Source organism: Pseudomonas sp. AB6 (genome assembly GCF_034314105.1).
In the GTDB taxonomy this organism is placed as follows: domain Bacteria; phylum Pseudomonadota; class Gammaproteobacteria; order Pseudomonadales; family Pseudomonadaceae; genus Aquipseudomonas.
The window spans coordinates 570,697-590,190 of sequence record NZ_JAVIWJ010000001.1; the positions used below are offsets into that span (position 1 = coordinate 570,697).

14 protein-coding genes and 1 pseudogene are annotated in these 19,494 nt (G+C 54.0%); 3 read left to right on the plus strand and 12 right to left on the minus strand.

What is annotated here, in order from left to right; translation table 11 throughout:
• Positions 1 to 19: 19 nt before the first annotated feature.
• Complete coding sequence (locus RGW60_RS02665; protein WP_322201884.1) at positions 20 to 571, plus strand: GNAT family N-acetyltransferase; 552 nt, start codon at positions 20 to 22, stop codon at positions 569 to 571.
• A 153-nt stretch (positions 572 to 724) separates the two neighbouring features.
• On the opposite strand, the gene RGW60_RS02670 is transcribed toward RGW60_RS02665, so the two are convergent.
• A complete protein-coding gene (locus RGW60_RS02670) occupies positions 725 to 934 on the minus strand; it encodes a hypothetical protein (RefSeq protein WP_322201886.1) in 210 nt (69 codons plus the stop codon).
• A gap of 311 nt (positions 935 to 1,245) precedes the next feature.
• Between RGW60_RS02670 and RGW60_RS02675 the strand changes: the two genes are divergently transcribed.
• Positions 1,246 to 1,809, plus strand: a complete 564-nt coding sequence (locus RGW60_RS02675) for an NAD(P)H-dependent oxidoreductase (RefSeq protein ID WP_322201888.1) — start codon at positions 1,246 to 1,248, stop codon at positions 1,807 to 1,809.
• Positions 1,810 to 1,946: 137 nt separating this feature from the next.
• Positions 1,947 to 7,232 carry a dermonecrotic toxin domain-containing protein gene (locus RGW60_RS02680; protein WP_322201890.1) on the plus strand — a complete coding sequence of 1,762 codons (5,286 nt, stop codon included), beginning with the start codon at positions 1,947 to 1,949 and terminating at the stop codon, positions 7,230 to 7,232.
• 73 nt (positions 7,233 to 7,305) lie between these two features.
• Here the strand turns inward: RGW60_RS02680 and RGW60_RS02685 are convergent, their stop codons facing one another.
• From RGW60_RS02685 to RGW60_RS23630, 11 genes and pseudogenes are all read right to left on the minus strand, one after another.
• A complete protein-coding gene (locus RGW60_RS02685) occupies positions 7,306 to 8,457 on the minus strand; it encodes an acyl-CoA dehydrogenase family protein (protein ID WP_322201892.1) in 1,152 nt (383 codons plus the stop codon).
• A gap of 4 nt (positions 8,458 to 8,461) precedes the next feature.
• Positions 8,462 to 9,547 (minus strand): enoyl-CoA hydratase/isomerase family protein, encoded by a 1,086-nt coding sequence (locus tag RGW60_RS02690; protein ID WP_322201895.1) that lies wholly within the window; start codon positions 9,545 to 9,547, stop codon positions 8,462 to 8,464.
• 108 nt (positions 9,548 to 9,655) lie between these two features.
• Positions 9,656 to 10,237 carry a TetR family transcriptional regulator C-terminal domain-containing protein gene (locus RGW60_RS02695; RefSeq protein WP_322201897.1) on the minus strand — a complete coding sequence of 194 codons (582 nt, stop codon included), beginning with the start codon at positions 10,235 to 10,237 and terminating at the stop codon, positions 9,656 to 9,658.
• Positions 10,238 to 10,490: 253 nt separating this feature from the next.
• Positions 10,491 to 12,638, minus strand: a complete 2,148-nt coding sequence (gene egtB, locus RGW60_RS02700) for an ergothioneine biosynthesis protein EgtB (protein WP_322201899.1) — start codon at positions 12,636 to 12,638, stop codon at positions 10,491 to 10,493.
• A gap of 178 nt (positions 12,639 to 12,816) precedes the next feature.
• Positions 12,817 to 13,179, minus strand: a complete 363-nt coding sequence (locus tag RGW60_RS02705; protein WP_322201901.1) for a DUF427 domain-containing protein — start codon at positions 13,177 to 13,179, stop codon at positions 12,817 to 12,819.
• Between the two features lie 118 nt (positions 13,180 to 13,297).
• Complete coding sequence (grxC, locus tag RGW60_RS02710) at positions 13,298 to 13,549, minus strand: glutaredoxin 3 (RefSeq protein WP_322201903.1); 252 nt, start codon at positions 13,547 to 13,549, stop codon at positions 13,298 to 13,300.
• A 149-nt stretch (positions 13,550 to 13,698) separates the two neighbouring features.
• On the minus strand, positions 13,699 to 14,169 hold the full coding sequence (cynS, locus tag RGW60_RS02715) for a cyanase (protein WP_322201905.1): 471 nt from the start codon (positions 14,167 to 14,169) through the stop codon (positions 13,699 to 13,701).
• A 177-nt stretch (positions 14,170 to 14,346) separates the two neighbouring features.
• Positions 14,347 to 16,533 carry a heavy metal translocating P-type ATPase gene (locus tag RGW60_RS02720; protein ID WP_322201907.1) on the minus strand — a complete coding sequence of 729 codons (2,187 nt, stop codon included), beginning with the start codon at positions 16,531 to 16,533 and terminating at the stop codon, positions 14,347 to 14,349.
• A gap of 210 nt (positions 16,534 to 16,743) precedes the next feature.
• Positions 16,744 to 18,360 carry an inorganic phosphate transporter gene (locus RGW60_RS02725; RefSeq protein ID WP_322201909.1) on the minus strand — a complete coding sequence of 539 codons (1,617 nt, stop codon included), beginning with the start codon at positions 18,358 to 18,360 and terminating at the stop codon, positions 16,744 to 16,746.
• A gap of 90 nt (positions 18,361 to 18,450) precedes the next feature.
• Positions 18,451 to 18,594: pseudogene (locus RGW60_RS02730) on the minus strand (magnesium transporter CorA); the annotation flags it as partial.
• 89 nt (positions 18,595 to 18,683) lie between these two features.
• On the minus strand, positions 18,684 to 19,397 hold the full coding sequence (locus RGW60_RS23630; protein ID WP_407074055.1) for a methyl-accepting chemotaxis protein: 714 nt from the start codon (positions 19,395 to 19,397) through the stop codon (positions 18,684 to 18,686).
• Between the last annotated feature and the right edge of the window lie 97 nt (positions 19,398 to 19,494).

Genomic DNA, 19,494 nt, shown 5'->3' on the forward strand with positions numbered 1-19,494 from the left:
AACCTCAGTCAGAGGTGCAATGACCGAAACTAACCCTGCACTGTCTATTCGCGTTGCGGATGAGTGCTTTGAGGATTACATCCTCAACAGTGAGTTCACCTTTACCGTCAGCGGCTACGCGCTTGCTCAGATTGGGCAGCGCGTCGAGCGCTGGGAGGTCGAACCGGTCTCGCCTTACCTCAAGAATTATGGGATAGACGCCCAAGAGTTCGATTGCTATCGGCATGGCCCTGAAAATACCGTATTGGTGGCTTGGTTAGGGGAGCAGGCAGTTGGCCATATGGTGCTCAGTACTCACTGGAACGGTTTTGCTCATGTCGATGAATTGGCAGTCGATGCGTCTGCCCGACGTACTGGCGTCGCCCGGTCGTTGCTTGAAGTCGCGCAATTCTGGAGTCGCAAGCGTAACTTGCCGGGCATCATGCTTGAAACACAAAACAACAACTTGGCCGCGTGCAAGCTTTATGAGCGTTGCGGATACACAGTGGGCGGAATTGACCACATGCTTTACCGTGCCATTGATCCTGACACCCGGGAAACCGCGATTTTCTGGTATTTGATTTTTGAGTAATCGCAAGGCAATCAAAAACAAAGCCCGGTGTTGTGGATCACCTGAACTGCCGCTTGGCGTCGTTCCTTATTTTTCCGCATGAAAGCGAAAATGAAAGCAGAGCTTTTAAGCGGCGCGCAGGGAATCAGATCACAGCGTAATTGATAACCTGAATCAGGTGCGGGTCATTTTTACTTTGGACTGGAGCAATTCGAAGTCGTCCCCACCCAAGTGGGTAACTCGATCACCAATGGCCAAACGATATGTTGTGACTGGCTCCTTGCCGCTCGCCGCATCCGGCAGTGATTCCTGGAATTCATGCACCGAATAGACACGGCCTTCCGCGTCCCTTGCATGAAATTGTCCAACGAGAACTGAAGCCATTTGCTTTGTAACCTCTGAGATAACCGCTCAATTGCGCTGACATGCTAACACTGCGCGAAGACAGTCTACGCCCGCTTGTAAGGTAAGTCTGAAAGAACAAGCTCAGTGACTGCCTACTTGTCGATCAGACCGTCATTTGATCAGCGAGTTTTCTAAATCGAAAAAAATAGTCAGGGGATTAATTACTGCATCAAAAGACGTTTTTGCAGGGATATTCTGCGCGGTGTCGCAGCGCTCGGCATTGAAAACCAGACGAAGTGTGCTGCGTCATCTATAACTGAACCACCTCTAACCGATATGTGGAGATTTCCATGAGCCCGGTCTACAAAATTGCAGTCCTCGTGGGCAGCCTGAGAAGAGACTCGATCAACCGTAAGGTCGCACTTGCGCTGACCGAGTTGGCGCCGCAAGGCCTTGAACTGAAGATCATCGAGATAGGAAACTTGCCTTTATATAACGAAGACATCGATGCAGGTGATCCCCCGGCTGCTTATGTGACGTTTCGCCAGCAACTAATGGCGGCAGATGGGTTTCTGTTCGTAACCCCAGAATACAATCGCTCCGTGCCGGGAGTTTTGAAGAACGCCATTGACGTGGGCTCGCGTCCGTATGGCCAAAGCGCTTGGGGGGGCGCCAAACCCGGCGCGGTTGTTAGTGCGTCGCCGGGTGGTATTGGTGGATTCGGCGCCAATCATCATTTGCGTCAGTCACTGGTGTTCCTCAACGTACCGTGTATGCAGCAACCAGAAGCGTATTTGGGCAATGCCGGCAGCTTTTTCAACGAAGCGGGCACGTTGTCTGAAAATATCAAACCCTTCCTGCAAACCTTTATCGACGCATTTGCAGCCTGGGTAGTGGTGCATAAAAAGATGTGATTTTTAACGACTATGAATCGGGCGGTTAGCTTTATGTAACGCAGGTAATAGCGTCAGCCACGGTAAGTTTCTTCTTCACGTCTAGCCGCTTGCGGGGTCCACTTCCCGAGAAGCGGCGTCCACGAAGGAAGCTTGTCATGTCGTCCCGTTCAATCCTGGCCTCTAACCCCTCAGATTCACGCCCTTACTTTCATACCGAATCACTCAAGCAGCGATTCACTCAAGATGTCATGGATGCGCTTGTTGCCGAGCGCATTGATGAGGCCGAGGCCTCATGGTTACTAACGTTAGTGAACCCTCGCCCCACGCACCAAGGCTGGAATCCGCCGCGTTTGGACAGCCTGATAAAAACCGGCGGTTTACCCTCCAATCTTGAGCTGGCTGCTGCAGTGCAGATCAGCTATCCATCTGGTTACACCATCGTTTATCTGAACACCTTGTTGTATGGCCTAGAGCGATTCGATGATCGCGAGCAACTGCTAGCCACTTTATTACAACGTTTCGGTTCGAGAACCGATGAGGTGCCAACCTTTGAAGATGCCGTCATTGAGCGGCCGTTGTTCGAACACAGAATGTTCGAAATCATCGATCACCAAGTTGAAAAAATCGAAGAGCTCGCCCAGCATTTGGGGCAGTTGCCTTCGCTGCATGCGGCATTGAAGCACGGCTTGCAACAAGCGTTCGTGACGGCAATGCCCGACATGGTTATTGATCCATCGACCCATCTTTTACAGATAGTGCAGGCCCCCGCGTCGGCGAAATCGGAACAATACATCGCTGGGGAGCAAAACCTCATGGCAGCGGTGCTGGATGATTTCTGTGGTGTTCCATTGCTCAATGGCAGCGAGCGACGTTATATCGATTTGGTTGGTAAAACCCTTGATGACGTTCAAGCACAACCGTTCCGGCAAGCATTGGTCAATACGATCCAGGGGCTGTCGGCAACGTTCGAAACTCAATTAGGTAAATTTTGGTGGTCGCCCGTTGGTAAGGGCCAGACGCGTCGTGAATATGTTGCTGACGCTCTGGCGGATGCTTTTCGTCAACAGCTGTATGCGCGCAGGCACGATGCATTTCTAAGCGCTCATGATTTTCGGCGAATCAGCATGCTCCTTGATCCGCATCTAATACATTGGGGCGATGGCGGACCCATATCAGTCGTAAAGCTTGCGTTTTCAGACGGTAACCAACGACGTTCAACGCTTGCCGGCGTGTTTGTGCTTGAGTCCGTCGTGCCTTCACTGCCGGAGTTAATTGTGTATTCGGCGGAAAAAGGATTGCGTCGGTTCCGTGATCGACTCGAACTCTGGAACCATTTTTCAACCCCCCAGGGGTGTGCTGAGCTGCTGAAGTATCTGCCGTTGCAAGACCATGCCTGGGTCAACGCCAAGCAGCGTTGGGCGTTGGAATTTGACGTCATTGATAGGGGCGAGCCGTTTTGGGCTTTCGTCGATTCGATCATCTCTCTGCAAAACAGTAATTTATTGTATGCACTTAAGCAGCCTCGGCTAAACCCCAGCCAAATCGTAGTGATGATCGACGATGCGTTGGACGTTCGTCATCTGATCGATCAGCGTCTGATCCGACTGGGAAGTCGTGATCGGTGGCATGAGGGACCGGCTACTTTCGATGAAACCTGGCGAACAACGCTATCTTCGCTACCCGCAGCCGCGGCTTCTGATGCAGGGGGGAGTGAGGCCGTTTCAAGTATGTCGTCATGGATAGAGCTGATACGGCTGCTCGACGACGGTACCGCACGAATGTGGAAAGCGCAGCCCAAGGTTGCAGAGTGTGCCAGGGCAGTATTGAACAAGCAGTTGGCTGTAATAGGCGAAGGTCATCTGGATGCTGGCAATGTCCAGGTGCAGTTGCTGGAACCGCAGCGGGTGTCGACGATGAATACCACCCCGCCGAGCCAGACTAATGTCGACCTTGTTACGTTACTGCTTGAGCGTGCCAGTGGACATCGCCGCGTCGATATTTCCGCCCACAGTCAGATTCTGATCACGCCGGAAACCTTGGTGCCGCCCGACAACGTTGTTCGGCTGACACCCCAGTTACTCAATTATGTGCTTGATCGCGCCAAGTCACAGCTTTTACCTGCTCTGACTTATCAGACTCAACAATTCGATGCACAGTACCTTCGCCGCGGTGACCGCGAACTGTTTCCCGCTGGGCTCTCTCGTCATATTTGGAGTGTCTTGTTACGTACTGAGCTGGATCTGGCCAGGCGTCTGGACACCTCTGATGTAGACGTTTGTGACGCCTTCGAGCAAGCGCTGAACTTTCCCGTGCGCAGTTTGCGCGGTACGTTCGGGAACGATGCCGTCGAAGTTCACAGCGTGTGGTTGACCTATAAACAGAACGTTCCTGCGGTGCAAATGACCAATGTTTTCGTGGTGCAACAGCCTCTGCGCACGAACAGTAAGCTGCTGTTCTGGGCACCTTCTCAGGGAATGCGTGTGCTCGACTCTGTTGCAGCACTTAAACTGGCTTTGATTGCTAGCCTCAGAAGTTGTGAGCAACGTGAGGATTGGCTGGATTTTTTTCCTGAGCTGGAGAAAAGGACTGTTCGCAAACAACTTGAGCTTCCCGAGGAGGCTCTGCTTTCAATTGATCTGCGTCAGATCGATGGGGATTTTATTACTCACCTGCAAACGGTTGAACTCAATCGCCGAGTTCAAGGCGTGGCGCACGCCTTTCAATTTGGTTCGCGGTGCGGGGTCGACGCAAAACTGTTCGGCAACCTCATCGCCGCCGCTCAGGCTGAAGAGTTGACAGGTGTAGCGTATGAACTCTTATCGGCGAGAATTCAGAGTGTGTTATTTGGAGCACGTTTGCCCGCCTGGTTAAAAAATGCCTCGGCGCAGGACTTGGATAAGTATGCAGAAGTGCTAATGGATTTCGCTCAGATCAGTATCTCGGAACATGGCTTTTTATTCGGTATTCCATACCTGAACGGGTTCGCTCGCGAACAAGTCATCAAGCAGTTGCAGGCCGATTTCCCCGATCAGTCATTCGATCCCAATCTTTTGCAAGTTACCCTCACGCGGTATGTCGGCGCTCCAACGGGTCCGGGTCAGACGCCGTCTTTTCTCCCGGCAGCAACGGACACCAAAACTGAAAGTTTGACTGCCTTTGCGTTGAATCATTTTGCATACGTGCAGGGTGCAACGCTGAGCCTAAGTTCCACTCAAAATGATCAGGCCTCTACACTGTTGACCCCTACTTATCTTAGAACGTTGATACGCACATTAGATGTAGGGGCCAAATTTCAACAATTACTGGCGCAAAAACTCGACAGCAGCGGGCTGGATTACCCTATCCGCAAAGCGCTTTTTCTCAAACAGTGGCCTGCGATGATGATCGAATTGGCATTCCAAAAAAAACTAGAGGGTCCACTCACTTCTCGCGCTTATGACTACATTGAAGCCTTGATGAATATGCCCGATCACCTTGCACAGCAGCCGGTACATGGGGAGGCAATAGCCCTGTATCCGTTGCAGCTGATAGCTAAAGCCGGGGCTGTGGTAGATACAATTCCAGGGTTTTATGTCATTGCTCCAAAGGACCCAGCCATAGGGCCGGTCATTCTCTATTCGGTTTTGAATTCGCAGTTTTGCTTTAAGGAATACGTTGACCGCGACAGTTTGTTAAACGACATCCGAAAATCAAGCAACTTGCAATCACAGGTGATGCAGCGTGTTTCAGCTGACGCGCAGGCGCGTTATGGGCATCACAGCTTCAACCTGCCCCCGCTCTGGAGTGTCGAATTTTACGTAGACTTTCCAATGTTTTCGTTAGGCCCAGTGGCGCTCAACTACGAACCCATACAAGGCAATATTCTGACGTATCTGTTTGAAGACACCGTGGGATTACTCAAGCAAGTTGCAAAACAACAGACGGTAACCACAGCACAGGCTGATTGGGAATCGTTCACCTACCTAATGACGCTCGGTGTCGAGCAGATGCTGATTTTCTTACCGGGTGAGCTCGGTGAGATGATAGCTGCCTGGCAAAGTCTCTTGTTTTTGGAGTCATCGGCGGCCTCGGTTGCGAGTCAAAATTGGGGTCAGGCATTGGGCGAATTCACCGTTGCCTTGTCGATTTTGGCGCTGACAAAGCAGTCTGTGGCAGAAGCGGCAGAGTTCAAGCGTCCTGTGACTTTTCGGTTAAGCAGGTTGGTTTCTCTGCCTGAATATTCATGGCAAAACACCCAGTTACCTGCGCAAGTAAAACGACGGTTACAGGCATTCGAAGCGTCGGAGATCGCACTCGGTGATTTGTTGAAGGATGAACTGCTCAACGTCTATCAGGCCCCGATGACGCTTAAAAGTTACGCGGCAGTGGCTGGCAAGGTTTACGAGGTACACAGGGACGGAGATGTCTGGCACATCATCAAAGGTGACAAAGTTGGTCCAAACCTCCGGCTTAATCAGGACCTGAAATGGGAGCTTAATATCCATTGGGGGCTAAAAGGAGGGGGAGGCAACCTGACTCGCATAAAGTCTCCCACCGGACTTACGGTCGATCAGGTTAACAGTTTGGTCGATGAGGAGTTTTCCGTACTGGCAACCGGAATGCCTCAGATACGGCAGTCGTATCGAGAACGCGCGCGACAGATTGGTCGCGCCCATTTACAAGCTAAACGCTACGTTGAAACGTGTTTGGATAATCTGAGCATACCTGGAACTGGCCTGACGCTGCATCCGAAGACGAATCAAATCCTCACTGTTTTTTTTGGTGTGCAAACACCCAGCGCAGAGCTGGTAGGCGCAATCAAAAAATCGGTGACGGGGTTGTTTAATTCAGTGATGGACGCATCGCTAGCCCCTTACTCGTCTCCCCGGTTTGTCATTGGATTGAATCGGATAGGAAATGAAACCACCGTTGCGTTCACGCTTAAACAAGATCCACTTCTTCGTATCTACCTGAGTGAGCTGTTCTTTCGGCCGCCACTTTATCAACTCAAGACTCCGGTTTTTGGAAGTCCCAGCTTCGAGTTGACCACTCATTCCCGAGCAGCCACGGTCATCCATGAGCTTTCTCACCTGAGTAACGATACGTTCGATATTGCGTATTTGGAGTCCACGGCGCCTTTCCTTGACTTGATGGCCGACGACACGCCCACCCTCGTTCAACTCAAGGCGGACGTGGAAGAAATGCAGCAACGTTTCCTTTCGCATCAGACGCCTATTATTCAGTTGTTCAAGCATTTTAAAAATGGTCGATGGGAAGACCTCAATGACGACCCAGGGGAGGGCAAAGTGTTCATTTTGGGTGTGACCGGAAAGGAGAACCTGGTAGAAGCTCGAGTGGAGTTTCTGGCCAACGACGAAATGCGTGGGAAGATTTTGCTGAACAATGCTGACTCGTTGACGCTGTTGATCATGCTGCTGGGCCGGGACAGTTTTATGCCCTGATGCGCGTGCCTACACCCAGATGAAACCTCGTTGAAACACGAGCCGCTTTTAAGCGGCTCGACCGTCTGGGATCTCAGAGGGAGTAGTGACGCAACTCACGGGCAATCACGAGTCGTTGGATTTCGCTGGATCCTTCGTATATCTGCGTAATTCGTGCGTCACGGTAGTAGCGCTCCACCGGATAATCTTCCAGGTAGCCGTAACCGCCATGGATCTGCACGGCTTTGGAACAGACTTTCTCGGCCATTTCCGAAGCAAACAGTTTGGCTTGGGACGCTTCTGATAAGCAGGGTTTTCCGGCAGTGCGCAGGCGCGCTGCGTGCAAGATCAGCAAGCGTGACGCGTTCAATTGGGTATGCATATCGGCGAGCATATTGGCGATGCTTTGATGCTCGATAATCGGCTTGTCGAATTGCACCCGCTCGCGTGCATAGGCCAATGCGGCTTCAAACGCGGCACGGGCGATGCCCAATGCCTGGGCGGCGATGCCAATGCGCCCACCTTCAAGGTTGGACAGGGCAATGCTCAGTCCTTTACCGCGCTCGCCGAGCAAGTTGGCAGCGGGAATCCTGCAGTCATTCAACGTGACGGCGCAGGTGTCGGACGCGCGAATGCCCATTTTGTGTTCGGTACGATTAACAATAAATCCAGGTGTGTCGGTGGGCACCAGAAACGCCGACAGGCCTTTCTTGCCCAACTCCGGGTCAGTCACCGCAAACACAATGGCCAGCTTGGCACGCTTGCCATTGCTGACGAACTGTTTGGCCCCGTTGATGACCCAGTGGCCCTCGTGCAGTTCGGCGCGGGTGCGCAGGTTATGCGCTTCAGAACCAGCCTGCGGTTCGGTCAGGCAGAAACAACCAATCGCCTGACCGCTGGTCAATGCCGGTAACCAAGTCTGTTTTTGGGCCTCAGTGCCGTAGTTGAGCACGGGGCCACATCCCACTGAATTATGGATGCTCATCAATGCGCCAGTGGCGCCGTCGCCCGCAGAAATTTCCTCTACGGCCAGCGCATAGGCTACGTAATCGAGGTACGTGCCGCCCCATGCTTCGGGAACCACCATTCCCAGCAAGCCCAATTCACCCATAGTGGCAACCAACTTATCGTCGATCCAGCCGGCTTTCTCCCACGCTTGGGCGTGGGGCGCGATTTCATTGCGGGCAAAGTCGCGCGCCATGTCGCGAATCATCACTTGCTCTTCGGTCAGCTCAAGATCGTGCATCGCGTCAGTCCCCTTGTTCGATGAAGAAGCGTTCGACGTGCTTGGCAGTCAATGCCTGCAAGGTGGGCGGGTTCCACTTCGGTTGTTTGTCCTTGTCGATGATCATCGCGCGCACGCCCTCAATCAGGTCGCCATGTTCGAACCACAAACTGTCCAGATGCAATTCCATTTCAAAACACGCTTCCAGTGGCAGACGACGTCCGCGACGCAGCAGTGCCAGCGTTACCGCCATCGCCAACGGTGATCGGCTTTTCATTAAATTGGCGGTTTGTAAAGCCCACGCGTGACTATTGGCCACGGTGACTTCGCGTAACTGCTCGACAATGCTCGGAATATCGGGCAGGCCAAAAAAGTGATCGATAACGGGGCGCAGCTTTTGCAGTGGCGCATCAGGCAACTGCTGCACTGCCATTTTTGCCAGCAGGCTTTGCAAGTCTTTGAGGGCATTGCCGCTCCATGGCAGGCGGTCCAGCTCCTTGTCCAGTCGCGGCAATAATTCGCTGTCCACCTGCCAGTCAGCCAGCCCGCAGTACAGCGCATCCGCTGCGCTGATTTGTACTCCGGTTACGCCGAGATAGATGCCCAATTCACCCGGTAGGCGAGGGAGAAAATAACTGCCGCCTACGTCCGGAAAATTACCGATTGATACCTGTGGCATCGCCAATCGGCTGCGCTCGGTGACCACTCGCAGATCGGCGCTCTGGGCCAAGCCTAATCCACCGCCCAAAACATAGCCGTCCATGAGCGCAAGCACTGGTTTGCGGTAATGATGAAGCGTCAAGGCGAGGGCGTATTCTTCGAAGAAAAAGTCCAAATGAACCGTTAGACCGTTCTTATAGCTGTCGTACAGCGAACGAACATCGCCACCTGTGCAAAACGCCTTGTTGCCGCAGCCGCGCAACACGACAGCGACGATTTGCTCATCTAGGACCCATTGATCGAGTTGCACTTGCAGCGTGCGAACCATTTTCAGGTTGATGGCGTTCATGCCAGCGGGCCGATTGAGGGTCAAATGACCGATCTGATTTCTGACGCTGACCAATACGGCGTCGGGGTCGTGAATCAGGGGTAATAAAATCTCGCTGCTCATTCACTGTATACCTGCATCTTTATTGTTCTGGTTCTCGCAGGGGGCGAGAAACACTGGCCGGATCCTGCCAGTGCGGTATGGCGGGCCGAGTTCGAGAGCAGGATCAGCTCAATGCAGCAGATTATTAAACAGAATATCAATAAGGCTTTTTAGCGGCTCGGTGCTGCGCTGAGCCTTTCCTATCAACACTGCACCTTGCAGGGAAGAAACAATGAATAACGCGGTATGTTCGCACTCGAACCCATCATGCAACTCCCCGGCGGCCACCGCTTGCTTAAGGCAGTCAGCGATGTTGTCCTGCAACGAAGCGAATATTTCTACCAGCCGATTACGGATGATGTCGCTATGTTCACTGGTTTCAGCGGCGAGGTTACCGTATAGGCATCCCATTTTAAGGCAACCGTTTTCAAGCGTTTGTTGATGAAAATCAAAAAAACTACGCAACCGTGCCAAGGGTAAAAGCGAGGCGTTGCGCAAGGTCCGATCAAGCACCACATGCGTGTTCACGGCATAAAGATCGAGAATCTCCAGACCAAAAAGCTCTTTGGAGATGAAGTGGTTGGTAAACGAACCTTGAGGTACGCCCGCCGCTTGCACAATGTCCCGCACGCTAGCGCCAGCGAATCCGCGTTCATGTACGACCTTAAGGCCTTCGGTCAGTAATTTGTCGCGATGTGTTGGTTTAGCCATGGCTCGATAATCTGCTCATACACCGTTGCAATCCATTCATGGGCTGGAGAATAGATTACCCACTGTAAACGGTGGAGCCCCCAGATACTAATGCCGATAGGATCGGAACACTGGCCCATATTTTGTCGAAAAGCTGGCTCGGCTACACAGTCTTCTTCAGGGCGCCAACTTGACGAAGAGTTTCACGCGACGCGTGTCAGATACGCAGCCTCTTCAAAAAGTTGGCTTCTACAGAAGAATAGAGACTCGAGTGTTACGCTTTCAAACTGAATAACGCCACCTGCGGCTCATCACTCACCCAGAAGTCATCCACTGACCAACCTGCGCTTGCGGCGAGGGCGGTAAACGATTCGACGGTAAATTTGTGGGAGTTCTCAGTGTGCAGGCGCTCTCCAGCGGCGAAGTGGAAGGTATGCCCAGCAACTTTGACCACTTGTTCATTCTGGCTGACCAGATGCATCTCCATGCGCTCGTCGACTTCGTTCCACAGTGCCAAGTGCTCAAATACGTCAACGTTAAAGTTGCCGTCGAGTTCACGGTTGATGCGGGTCAACAGGTTTTTGTTGAAACGGCCTGTGACTCCCTCGGCATCGTCATACGCGGCCACCAAGATATCGGCGTTCTTGACCAAATCTACACCGACAATGAAGTGTGCCCCTTTACCCAGCAGCGCATGGGCAGAGCGCAGAAACGTCACTGCCTGTGGGTGAGTAAAGTTGCCGATGGTTGAGCCGGGGAAGAACCCCACGCAGGTATGCCCAACGACCTCAGCAGGAAGTTGCATCGCTCGACTAAAATCATCGATTTGTGGAGCTACGTTCAGTGCGGGGTAGTTCTTTTTCAACAGTGCCGCAGCTTTCTTCAAAGCGTTGGCGCTGATGTCGATGGGCACGTAAACAGCGATTTGTGGCGCCGAATCGAGCAAAAGCCGGGTTTTTTCACTGGCACCGCTGCCAAATTCTACTAATGCCGCACCCGCTGGAATCAGTGCAGCGATCTGCTGCGCGACGTTGGCCAGAAGGCCCGTTTCGGCCCGAGTCGGGTAATATTCGGCGGTCTGGCAAATGGCTTCAAATAGTTCTGAGCCTGCCGCGTCATAGAAATATTTTGGCGAAAGATTTTTCACGGGAGCCGACAATCCGGTTACTACGTCGCGGGCAAACTCGCTGTCGTGACTGTTGACTACCCCAGGTTGGCGCTTATCGCGGGCCAGGCGTAGGCCGGAAAACATCCAACGCTTGTCCGGGCCGAAAAAATTGCGGTATGTGGTGCGGCAATGGCCCGGGGTGGTGATGCTGGCACCGCCGCGCAATACCATTACGTTCACCATGAATTTGCCGTTGTATTCACCCACTGCGCTGTCAGCTGGCCGGAACCCTGGATAGGCGCTGTATGCGCTTTGCGTCCATTGCCAGGCCACATCGTCGACTTGCTCCAGCAAGCCAGCTTCAGCGGCAGCTTCCCATTCAGCTTCGGTAGGAAGGCGCGCATCTGCCCAATGGGCGAAAGCCGCCGCTTCGTAATAGCTGATACTAATCACCGGGGCCGCAGGGTCAATTGCTTCCAGCCCGCGCAAGGTCATGTGCTTCCAACCCTGTTCATCGTGCTGCCAATACACCGGCGAGTTCCAGCCCTCGGACTGAACCGTTGCCCAACCGTCTGACAGCCAAAGCCCGACCTTGCTGTAACCGCCGTCTGCCATGAACGCTAGCCATTCGCCGTTAGTCACCAATCGATCACTGATTTCGAACGACTGGAGGAACGTGGTGTGTCGCGGGCCCTCATTGTCGAATGCGAACCCTTTGCCCTTATGGCCGATTTCAGTCAAGCCGCCTTTAAGGGGTTTGAACTGACCACGACGCCCAGACACATCTTTCGCCCAGCGCGGGTCATAAGCGGGTTTGAGCGAGGAAACGCTGAACAGGTGCAGGATGTCCATAAGCAACAGTTCTTGATGCTGCTCTTCGTGAGACAGGCCTAACTCGATCAAGTCCGACATCGATTTATTCAGCGGCGACTGCAACAGGATGCGCATGTGTGCGTCGACGTACTTGCGGTAGTCCACTATCTGATCCACGGTTGGACGTGTCATCAACCCACGGTGGGGGCGCGGCTGGCGCGGGCCAATGGCTTCGTAATACGAGTTGAACAGGTACGCGAACGTCGGGTCGAAGGGGCGGTAGTCCGCCATGTTTTCACGCAGTAGGAAGGTTTCAAAAAACCAGCTGGTATGAGCAATGTGCCATTTGGCGGGGCTTGCGTCCGGCATAGACTGAACGACCATGTCCTCGGCGCTGAGCGGTTCGATCAGGCTCTCGGTCCTGCATCGAGTGGTCAGATAGCGCTTGAGTAATGCGTTACTGTCGGGGGCGTCGCGTAGCTCGCTTGAGGTGCTGGTCATCAGGTTTTTCTCTCCGGTGAATCCGTCTTTCAGCGAGTCTGCTGATCCTTTGCCATTTCCAAAGGATGCAGGGCCTATTACGTTCTATTCATGACCGGGTCGAGGCGGAGTACCTATGCACCCCGTCCCGGCCCGAAAAGCGATAACGCGTTACGGCTCAAAAGCGTTTGGTTTTACCTTACGCGGCGTCTACCTCGAAGGTTACCTTGTCGGTGTAAAAGGCTACGTGTTCCTTTATTTCAGCCACCGATGGAAAGGGCTCATCATAGGTCCACACTGCGTTTAGAGCCGTTTTGCCGTCAGCGTTCAGGCTGTAGTAATGAGCTTCACCTTTGTATGGGCAATGGGTTTGATGTTCGGTGCGTGTGTAACGTTCAGCCCGAATATCGGATCGAGGAATATAAAAAACCGCTGGGTAATTAGCTTCTTGGAGTTTCACGGCGTTTTCGGTCTGCGCAACGACTACATCTTGGAACTTGACCGTGACACGCCCCTTAACAGGAGAGAGGGTAATAGGGTGATCGGGACCGGGAGTTTTCATGGGGATCTGACCTTATCAATGGGATGGCTTGGAAAAGCGTAGACGATCACTGCACAAGATATGGACGATCGTATTTTGATACCAAGCTGCCAAACGCCTGAGCGCTGGTTAAACGGTTTCAGGCCAGCAGGACCATTAGTCCACCTTGACGATCCAACGCGGCCAGATCATCGAAGCCGCCGATGTGATGATCGCCGATGAAAATCTGCGGCACACTGCGGCGGCCGCTCAGAGCCGTCATTTCCTTGCGTCGGACGGAATCGAATTCGATATTAAACTCCTGTACCTCCACGCCCTTGCTGGCAAGCAAGGATTTAGCGTTCCGGCAGTAGGGGCAGGTGCTAGTCGTATACATAGTCACGGTAGTCATGAAACGAACCTCTCGGAATCAAAAAGTCAGGCGCGGAGCTCCAGAATCAATTCATGATAGAGCGGTTAGCTCTGTTCTCGGGTGCAAAGGCTCGCTGGTTTGCGACAGATCGTCTAAATCGTGAGTTTCTCAGACGTTAGCGCCCGTTATCAGAACGGGCGTAAAGGCAGAAATTTTCCGTCAAGCGTGATGACCGCGCGGGAACCGCCTTCAGGGTCTTCAACTTTTTTTATGTCCAGTTTGAAGTTGATCGCGCTGATGATGCCGTCGCCGAATTGTTCATGAACCAGCGCTTTTAATGTGGTGCCGTAGATTTGAATCATTTCATAAAAGCGGTAGATGGTCGGGTCGGTTGGAACGCCGCCAGCAATGCTGCCCCGCAACGGAATAATTTGCAGACGAGCAATGGCGTCATCATCAAGGCCCAAGCGTGCCCCGACTATTTTTGCAGCGTCTTCTGGCAATGGATGTTGGCCCAGGATTGCTGCCGTGACGTAAGCCAAACTCAGGCCAGTGCCGTCGGTAAGGTCCTGCCATGACAGATTTTTGCGAGCTTTTATCGCCAGGATGTCTGTTGTCAGGGCCAACGTTGGGTCTTGATACGCATGTGACTGTTGCATGGGAATAACTCCGTTAGCGTTAAGGTACGCAGTAGGGTTTGGGCGGATCATGAGCGGGTACAGCAGTTAATTCCAAGACGCATATACAATCTGCACGATAAGTTCTGACTATAAGAGGCTTGCCGGGCTGCAGGACCGCTTCGCGCTCCATCGCAAGCAAGCCTACTCTCGCAAGTTTTACTCCCCCGAAGGCCTCCAGGTTTTCAACAGCAGCGCGTTGCTGACCACCGAGACGCTAGATAAGGCCATGGCGGCGCCGGCGATGACCGGATTAAGGAAACCGAACGCTGCCAATGGAATGCCGACCATGTTGAAGACGAATGCCCAGAACAGATTTTGCCGAATCTTCGCGTAGGTCTTGCGACTGATGTCCAGTGCAGCGGGGATCAGTAACGGGTCGCCGCGCATCAGGGTGATGCCCGCAGTGTGCATCGCGACATCGGTGCCCCCGCCCATCGCAATGCCGACATCGGCAGCGGCCAGGGCCGGGGCATCGTTGATGCCGTCGCCAACCATAGCGACCACTCTGGTTTTTTTCAGTTCAATCACCATGGCTGCCTTGTCTGCGGGCAGAACTTGTGCGTGCACATCGGCGATGCCCAGGGCTTGAGCCACCCATCGGGCACTGCCTTGATTATCGCCCGTTAACAGGTGGCTACTGATGTGTCGCGCAGTCAGTTGTTTGATGGCTTGATCGGCCCCAGGCTTGAGCGTGTCACCAAAAGCAAATAGCCCCAGTAACGAGGGTAGCGGCCCAATCTCAATCAACCAGGACAACGTTTGACCCTCGGACTCCCATGCCTGCGCATCGGCTGCCATCCCCGCCATGTCGAGACCGTTCTCTTGCAAGATCCGGTGGCTGCCCAAAGCCAATGATCTTCCGTCCACCGTGCCGGTGATGCCCCGTCCCGTCAAAGACTGGCTAGCCGTCACTGACGCGACAGATAAATGCTGCTCTTTACATGCGTCCAGAACAGCTTTAGCCAAGGGGTGCTCACTGCCCAGTTGCAGCGCGCCGGCCCATTGCAGCAACTGTTGTTGATTACCATCCACCGCAGATACATGGCTGATACGCGGTTTGCCCGAGGTTAAGGTGCCAGTCTTGTCGAGAACCACGGCCGTCACCTCATGGGCGCGTTCCAGAGATTCAGCGTCTTTGATTAGAATGCCAAAGCGTGCAGCAACGCCCGTCCCAGCCATGATCGCAGTGGGGGTCGCTAATCCCAGTGCACAAGGGCAGGCAATGACCAGCACCGCCACCGCATTGATTAGCGCAACTTCTACGGGAACGCCGACCCATAACCACCCCAGTAGGGTCACGACAGCGATCAGCAGTACTACTGGGACGAAGACCTCACTGACTCTGTCCACCAGCTTCTGGATCGGTGCTTTTGCCGCTTGAGCATCCTCCACCAGACGAATAATTCGTGACAATACTGATTCGGCGCCGATGGCGGTTGTTTTGACGTGCAGCCGACCTTCGCCATTAATTGCGCCGCCGGTCACTTTATCCCCAGGCTGTTTGAACACCGGCAGGCTCTCGCCGCTGATCAGAGCCTCGTCGGCGTGGCTTTGGCCTTCGATCACCTCACCGTCCACCGGAAAACGCTCACCGGGTTTGACCGACACCACGTCGTTCAAGCGCAGGGCGCTGATGGCTACGTCCCGTTCCTGGCCATCGACTATCTGTATTGCGCGCTCTGGACGCAGCGCTTCAAGGGCGCGGATAGCCCCGGCGGTTTGTCGTTTAGCGCGGCTTTCCAGGTATTTGCCCAGCAGCACTAAGGCGATCACCACCGCCGACGCTTCGAAATACAGATGCGGCATGTTGCCAGCTGAAGTCTTTGCCCATTCGTACACGCTCAGCCCGTAACCGGCACTGGTACCCAATGCGACCAATAGGTCCATGTTCCCGGACCTGGCCCGAACGGCTTTCCATGCGGCAATATAAAATCGGGCACCGAAAACAAATTGTACGGGGGTAGCCAAGGCAAATTGCATCCATGGGGCCAACATCCAATGCACCCCAAACGGTTGCAACAGCATCGGAACCACCAGTGGCACTGCCAAGATAATGGCCAGCAGCAGGATTAGCCGTTCGGTGTGCAGGTGTTTTTGCTGCTGCTTCAAGGTGGTCTGTCGGTCTTCGATGGGGCGTGCGCTGTAGCCGGCATCATCGACCGCGGCGATCAATGCAGCCAGGTCAGTGGGCCCGACCAGTTCAATCCGGGCGCGCTCGGTTGCGAGGTTAACGCTAGCACTCTTAACCCCTGCGACTTTGTTCAGCGCCCGTTCGACACGCCCCGAACAAGAGGCACAGGTCATGCCTGAAATAGAAAGGTTGGCGGTAGTGGACGCGATCATCACTGGGGCTCCATGGGTGATTTGACCCACAGCATCAACCTTGCCATCAGGTTAAGGTCAAGCGCCTTTTTTTTCGATTGATGAAGAGGGATCGTTACCAAGTCAGGTCAGAACCGGGTCATCGGTACTTCCATGGGTGAGCACGCCACCAGCCAGAGCGGCGACGTAACACCGGACTGGGCTGATGACGATAGAGGCAAGGCAAAGCATTCAAAAAATCTGAGTAAATAACCAGTACAGCGAACCGGATAGCACCATCGCCGCTGGCAGCGTCAACACCCACGCCATCGCCAAGTTGCGCAGGGTACGCATTTGCAGCCCAGAACCGTTGGCGACCATAGCCCCAGCCACACCCGACGACAGAACGTGGGTAGTTGAAACCGGCAGCCCATACATGTCCGCTGCACCGATGGTAACCATTGCCACCAGCTCTGCCGAAGCGCCCTGTGCGTAGGTCAGGTGGGTTTTGCCGATCTTCTCGCCGACGGTCACGACGATCCGCTTCCAGCCCACCATGGTTCCGAGGCCCAGTGCCACAGCCACTGCGATTTTGACCCACAGCGGTATGAACCGCGTAGCAGTGTCGATCTGCGCCTTAAACTGTTGCAACTTGGCCTGGGTATCAGCGTCGAAATTCCCGACTTTGTTCGCGGTGATCAAGCGAATCGTTTCTGATGTCAAGTACATGTCATTTCGTACGTTGGCCGTAGCTTCGGCGGGCACTTTCGAAAGCGAACCGTAATCGCCCACCTGAATGCCGATTTTGCCGGTCATGGCTGCAAGGGCCGGGATCAGCGTCGGCGTGGCCTGTTTAGTGCGCACGTAAGTCGTCAGCTCTAGGCGCGGATCGGCCGGGGCTGGCTGGGTAACACTTTTGTTTAATGCCTGTTGCGTGACCTGGGCCACTGCCGCGAACTGCACCGACTGATCAGCCGGCATCGCGCGGTTAAGTGCATAGGCCATGGGCAAGGTGCCGACCAAGATCAACATAATCAGGCCCATGCCTTTTTGCCCATCGTTGGACCCGTGGGCGAACGACACTCCGGTGCAGGTCAGAATCAACAGGCCTCGAATCCACAGGGGAGGCGGGGCGCTGCCTTCTGGTGCCCTATACAAAGCTCGGTTCTTGATAAATATGCGCATCACCACCAACAGCAATGCGGCGAACGCAAAGCCAATCAAGGGCGATAGCAGCAGCGAATAGCCGATTTTGATTGCTTGGCTCCAATCGACCCCGCTGGTGCCGTCGCGACCATGCATCAGGGCATTGGACACGCCGACGCCGATGATTGATCCGATTAAGGTGTGCGATGAAGAAGCTGGCAGCCCAAGCCACCATGTGCCCAAATTCCACAATATTGCCGCAATCAATAATGCGAAAATCATCGCAAAGCCGGCCGATGAACCCACCTGCAAAATCAGCTCTACCGGCAGTAATGCAATGATGCCGAATGCCACTGCGCCGCTTGAGGTCAGCACACCAAGAAAGTTGAAGCAACCGGACCAGGCCACCGCGAAATTGGGCGGCAGTGAATGGGTGTAAATTACCGTCGCCACGGCATTGGCGGTGTCATGGAAACCGTTAACGAATTCAAATCCGAGCGCGATCAACAACGCGACGCCTAACAACAGAAATGGCGTCCAAGTGATTACCGCAGAGCCTACGTTATCGACGTCATGCATCAGGCTGTAGGCAGTAAATAACAAGCCGCAGCCGAGTATGGCAAAAAAAACAATCCAGGTGAGCAAGCTCGGTTTACGGTCTATTCGCAGTCTAGAGCCAGATGCTTGGAGCAGCGAATCCGGCGCCAAGGAATTGCTGGGCATGATGTGAAGTCCTGTTTATTGGAGTTCACCCTATGATCATTACAGAATGTGACAAACTTATGATAGCGCTGAGCAACTGGTTATGTGTCTTTCAGCTTCCAGCAACCAGGCGGGTGGACGGTTCAGCACGCGCATGAGTGAACCCGGCTCTAGCGCCAACAGCCGATGCAAGCGCACCAACACCCGACGCATTGCGCCCAGGTCGGCACGGTTATCGCTCAAACGAGATGACAGCTGCTCGCTGACCGGGAAGCGCCTGTCATGGTTACAGGCTTGCGATCCCGCATCATGGCGAGCGCTTCTTGCAGTCTTTACAGCTAAAGTCAGGCGCTCAGACGGGCCGTGACTTCATTCAACTGACCCGATAAACCGTGCAGGTTACGACTGGCCGTTTCAGTGCGTTTTACGTTGTCTTGGTTCGCGTTGGCGATTTGAGTAATTTCGGTCAAGTTGCGTGAAATGTCTTCGGCAACTGATGTTTGCTCTTCGGCGGCCGTGGCGATTTGGCGATTCATGTCACGGATCGCTTCCACCGCTTCGGTGATACGGCGCAACATCAGGCCAGCTTCGGTGACTTGCTGCACACTTTCCTCGCTCCGGGATTGACCGCTTTCAATAGCTTTCACCGCTTCGACGGCGCCAGTTTGCACGGTGCTAATGATGTGATTGATCTCAGCGGTCGAAGCGGCGGTGCGTTGCGCCAGACTGCGAACTTCGTCGGCGACTACGGCGAAACCACGTCCAGCGTCGCCTGCGCGTGCCGCTTCGATGGCCGCGTTCAGAGCCAGCAAGTTGGTTTGCTCGGCAATACCGCGAATGACCTCAAGCACCTTGCTGATGCGGCCGCTGTCTGTTTCCAATTGGCGGATGACCAATGCAGTGTTGGAAATCTCTCCGCGCATATGAGTGATCGCAGAAATAGTAGTGCGCATGACCTGCTCGCCTTGTTGGGCACTATGGTCGGCTTGATCGGCGGCGGTGGCCGCTTGCGCAGCGTGGCGAGCCACTTCCTGAGCGGTGGCCGACATCTCATTCATCGCAGTGGCGACTTGATCGGTGCGGTCGAATTGCTCGGTGGTGCCCTGGGAGATCAACTGCGCAATCGCGCTTAGCTCGCCGCTGGCGCCGTCCAAG

Bases quoted from the DNA above. Each gene is read 5' to 3' on its own strand.
- RGW60_RS02665 (WP_322201884.1), top strand. From the start codon at position 20: ATGACCGAAACTAACCCTGCACTGTCTATTCGCGTTGCGGATGAGTGC.
- RGW60_RS02670 (WP_322201886.1), bottom strand. From the start codon at position 934: ATGGCTTCAGTTCTCGTTGGACAATTTCATGCAAGGGACGCGGAAGGC.
- RGW60_RS02675 (WP_322201888.1), top strand. From the start codon at position 1,246: ATGAGCCCGGTCTACAAAATTGCAGTCCTCGTGGGCAGCCTGAGAAGA.
- RGW60_RS02680 (WP_322201890.1), top strand. From the start codon at position 1,947: ATGTCGTCCCGTTCAATCCTGGCCTCTAACCCCTCAGATTCACGCCCT.
- RGW60_RS02685 (WP_322201892.1), bottom strand. From the start codon at position 8,457: ATGCACGATCTTGAGCTGACCGAAGAGCAAGTGATGATTCGCGACATG.
- RGW60_RS02690 (WP_322201895.1), bottom strand. From the start codon at position 9,547: ATGAGCAGCGAGATTTTATTACCCCTGATTCACGACCCCGACGCCGTA.
- RGW60_RS02695 (WP_322201897.1), bottom strand. From the start codon at position 10,237: ATGGCTAAACCAACACATCGCGACAAATTACTGACCGAAGGCCTTAAG.
- egtB (WP_322201899.1), bottom strand. From the start codon at position 12,638: ATGACCAGCACCTCAAGCGAGCTACGCGACGCCCCCGACAGTAACGCA.
- RGW60_RS02705 (WP_322201901.1), bottom strand. From the start codon at position 13,179: ATGAAAACTCCCGGTCCCGATCACCCTATTACCCTCTCTCCTGTTAAG.
- grxC (WP_322201903.1), bottom strand. From the start codon at position 13,549: ATGACTACCGTGACTATGTATACGACTAGCACCTGCCCCTACTGCCGG.
- cynS (WP_322201905.1), bottom strand. From the start codon at position 14,169: ATGCAACAGTCACATGCGTATCAAGACCCAACGTTGGCCCTGACAACA.
- RGW60_RS02720 (WP_322201907.1), bottom strand. From the start codon at position 16,533: ATGATCGCGTCCACTACCGCCAACCTTTCTATTTCAGGCATGACCTGT.
- RGW60_RS02725 (WP_322201909.1), bottom strand. From the start codon at position 18,360: ATGCCCAGCAATTCCTTGGCGCCGGATTCGCTGCTCCAAGCATCTGGC.
- RGW60_RS23630 (WP_407074055.1), bottom strand. From the start codon at position 19,397: ATGAATGAGATGTCGGCCACCGCTCAGGAAGTGGCTCGCCACGCTGCG.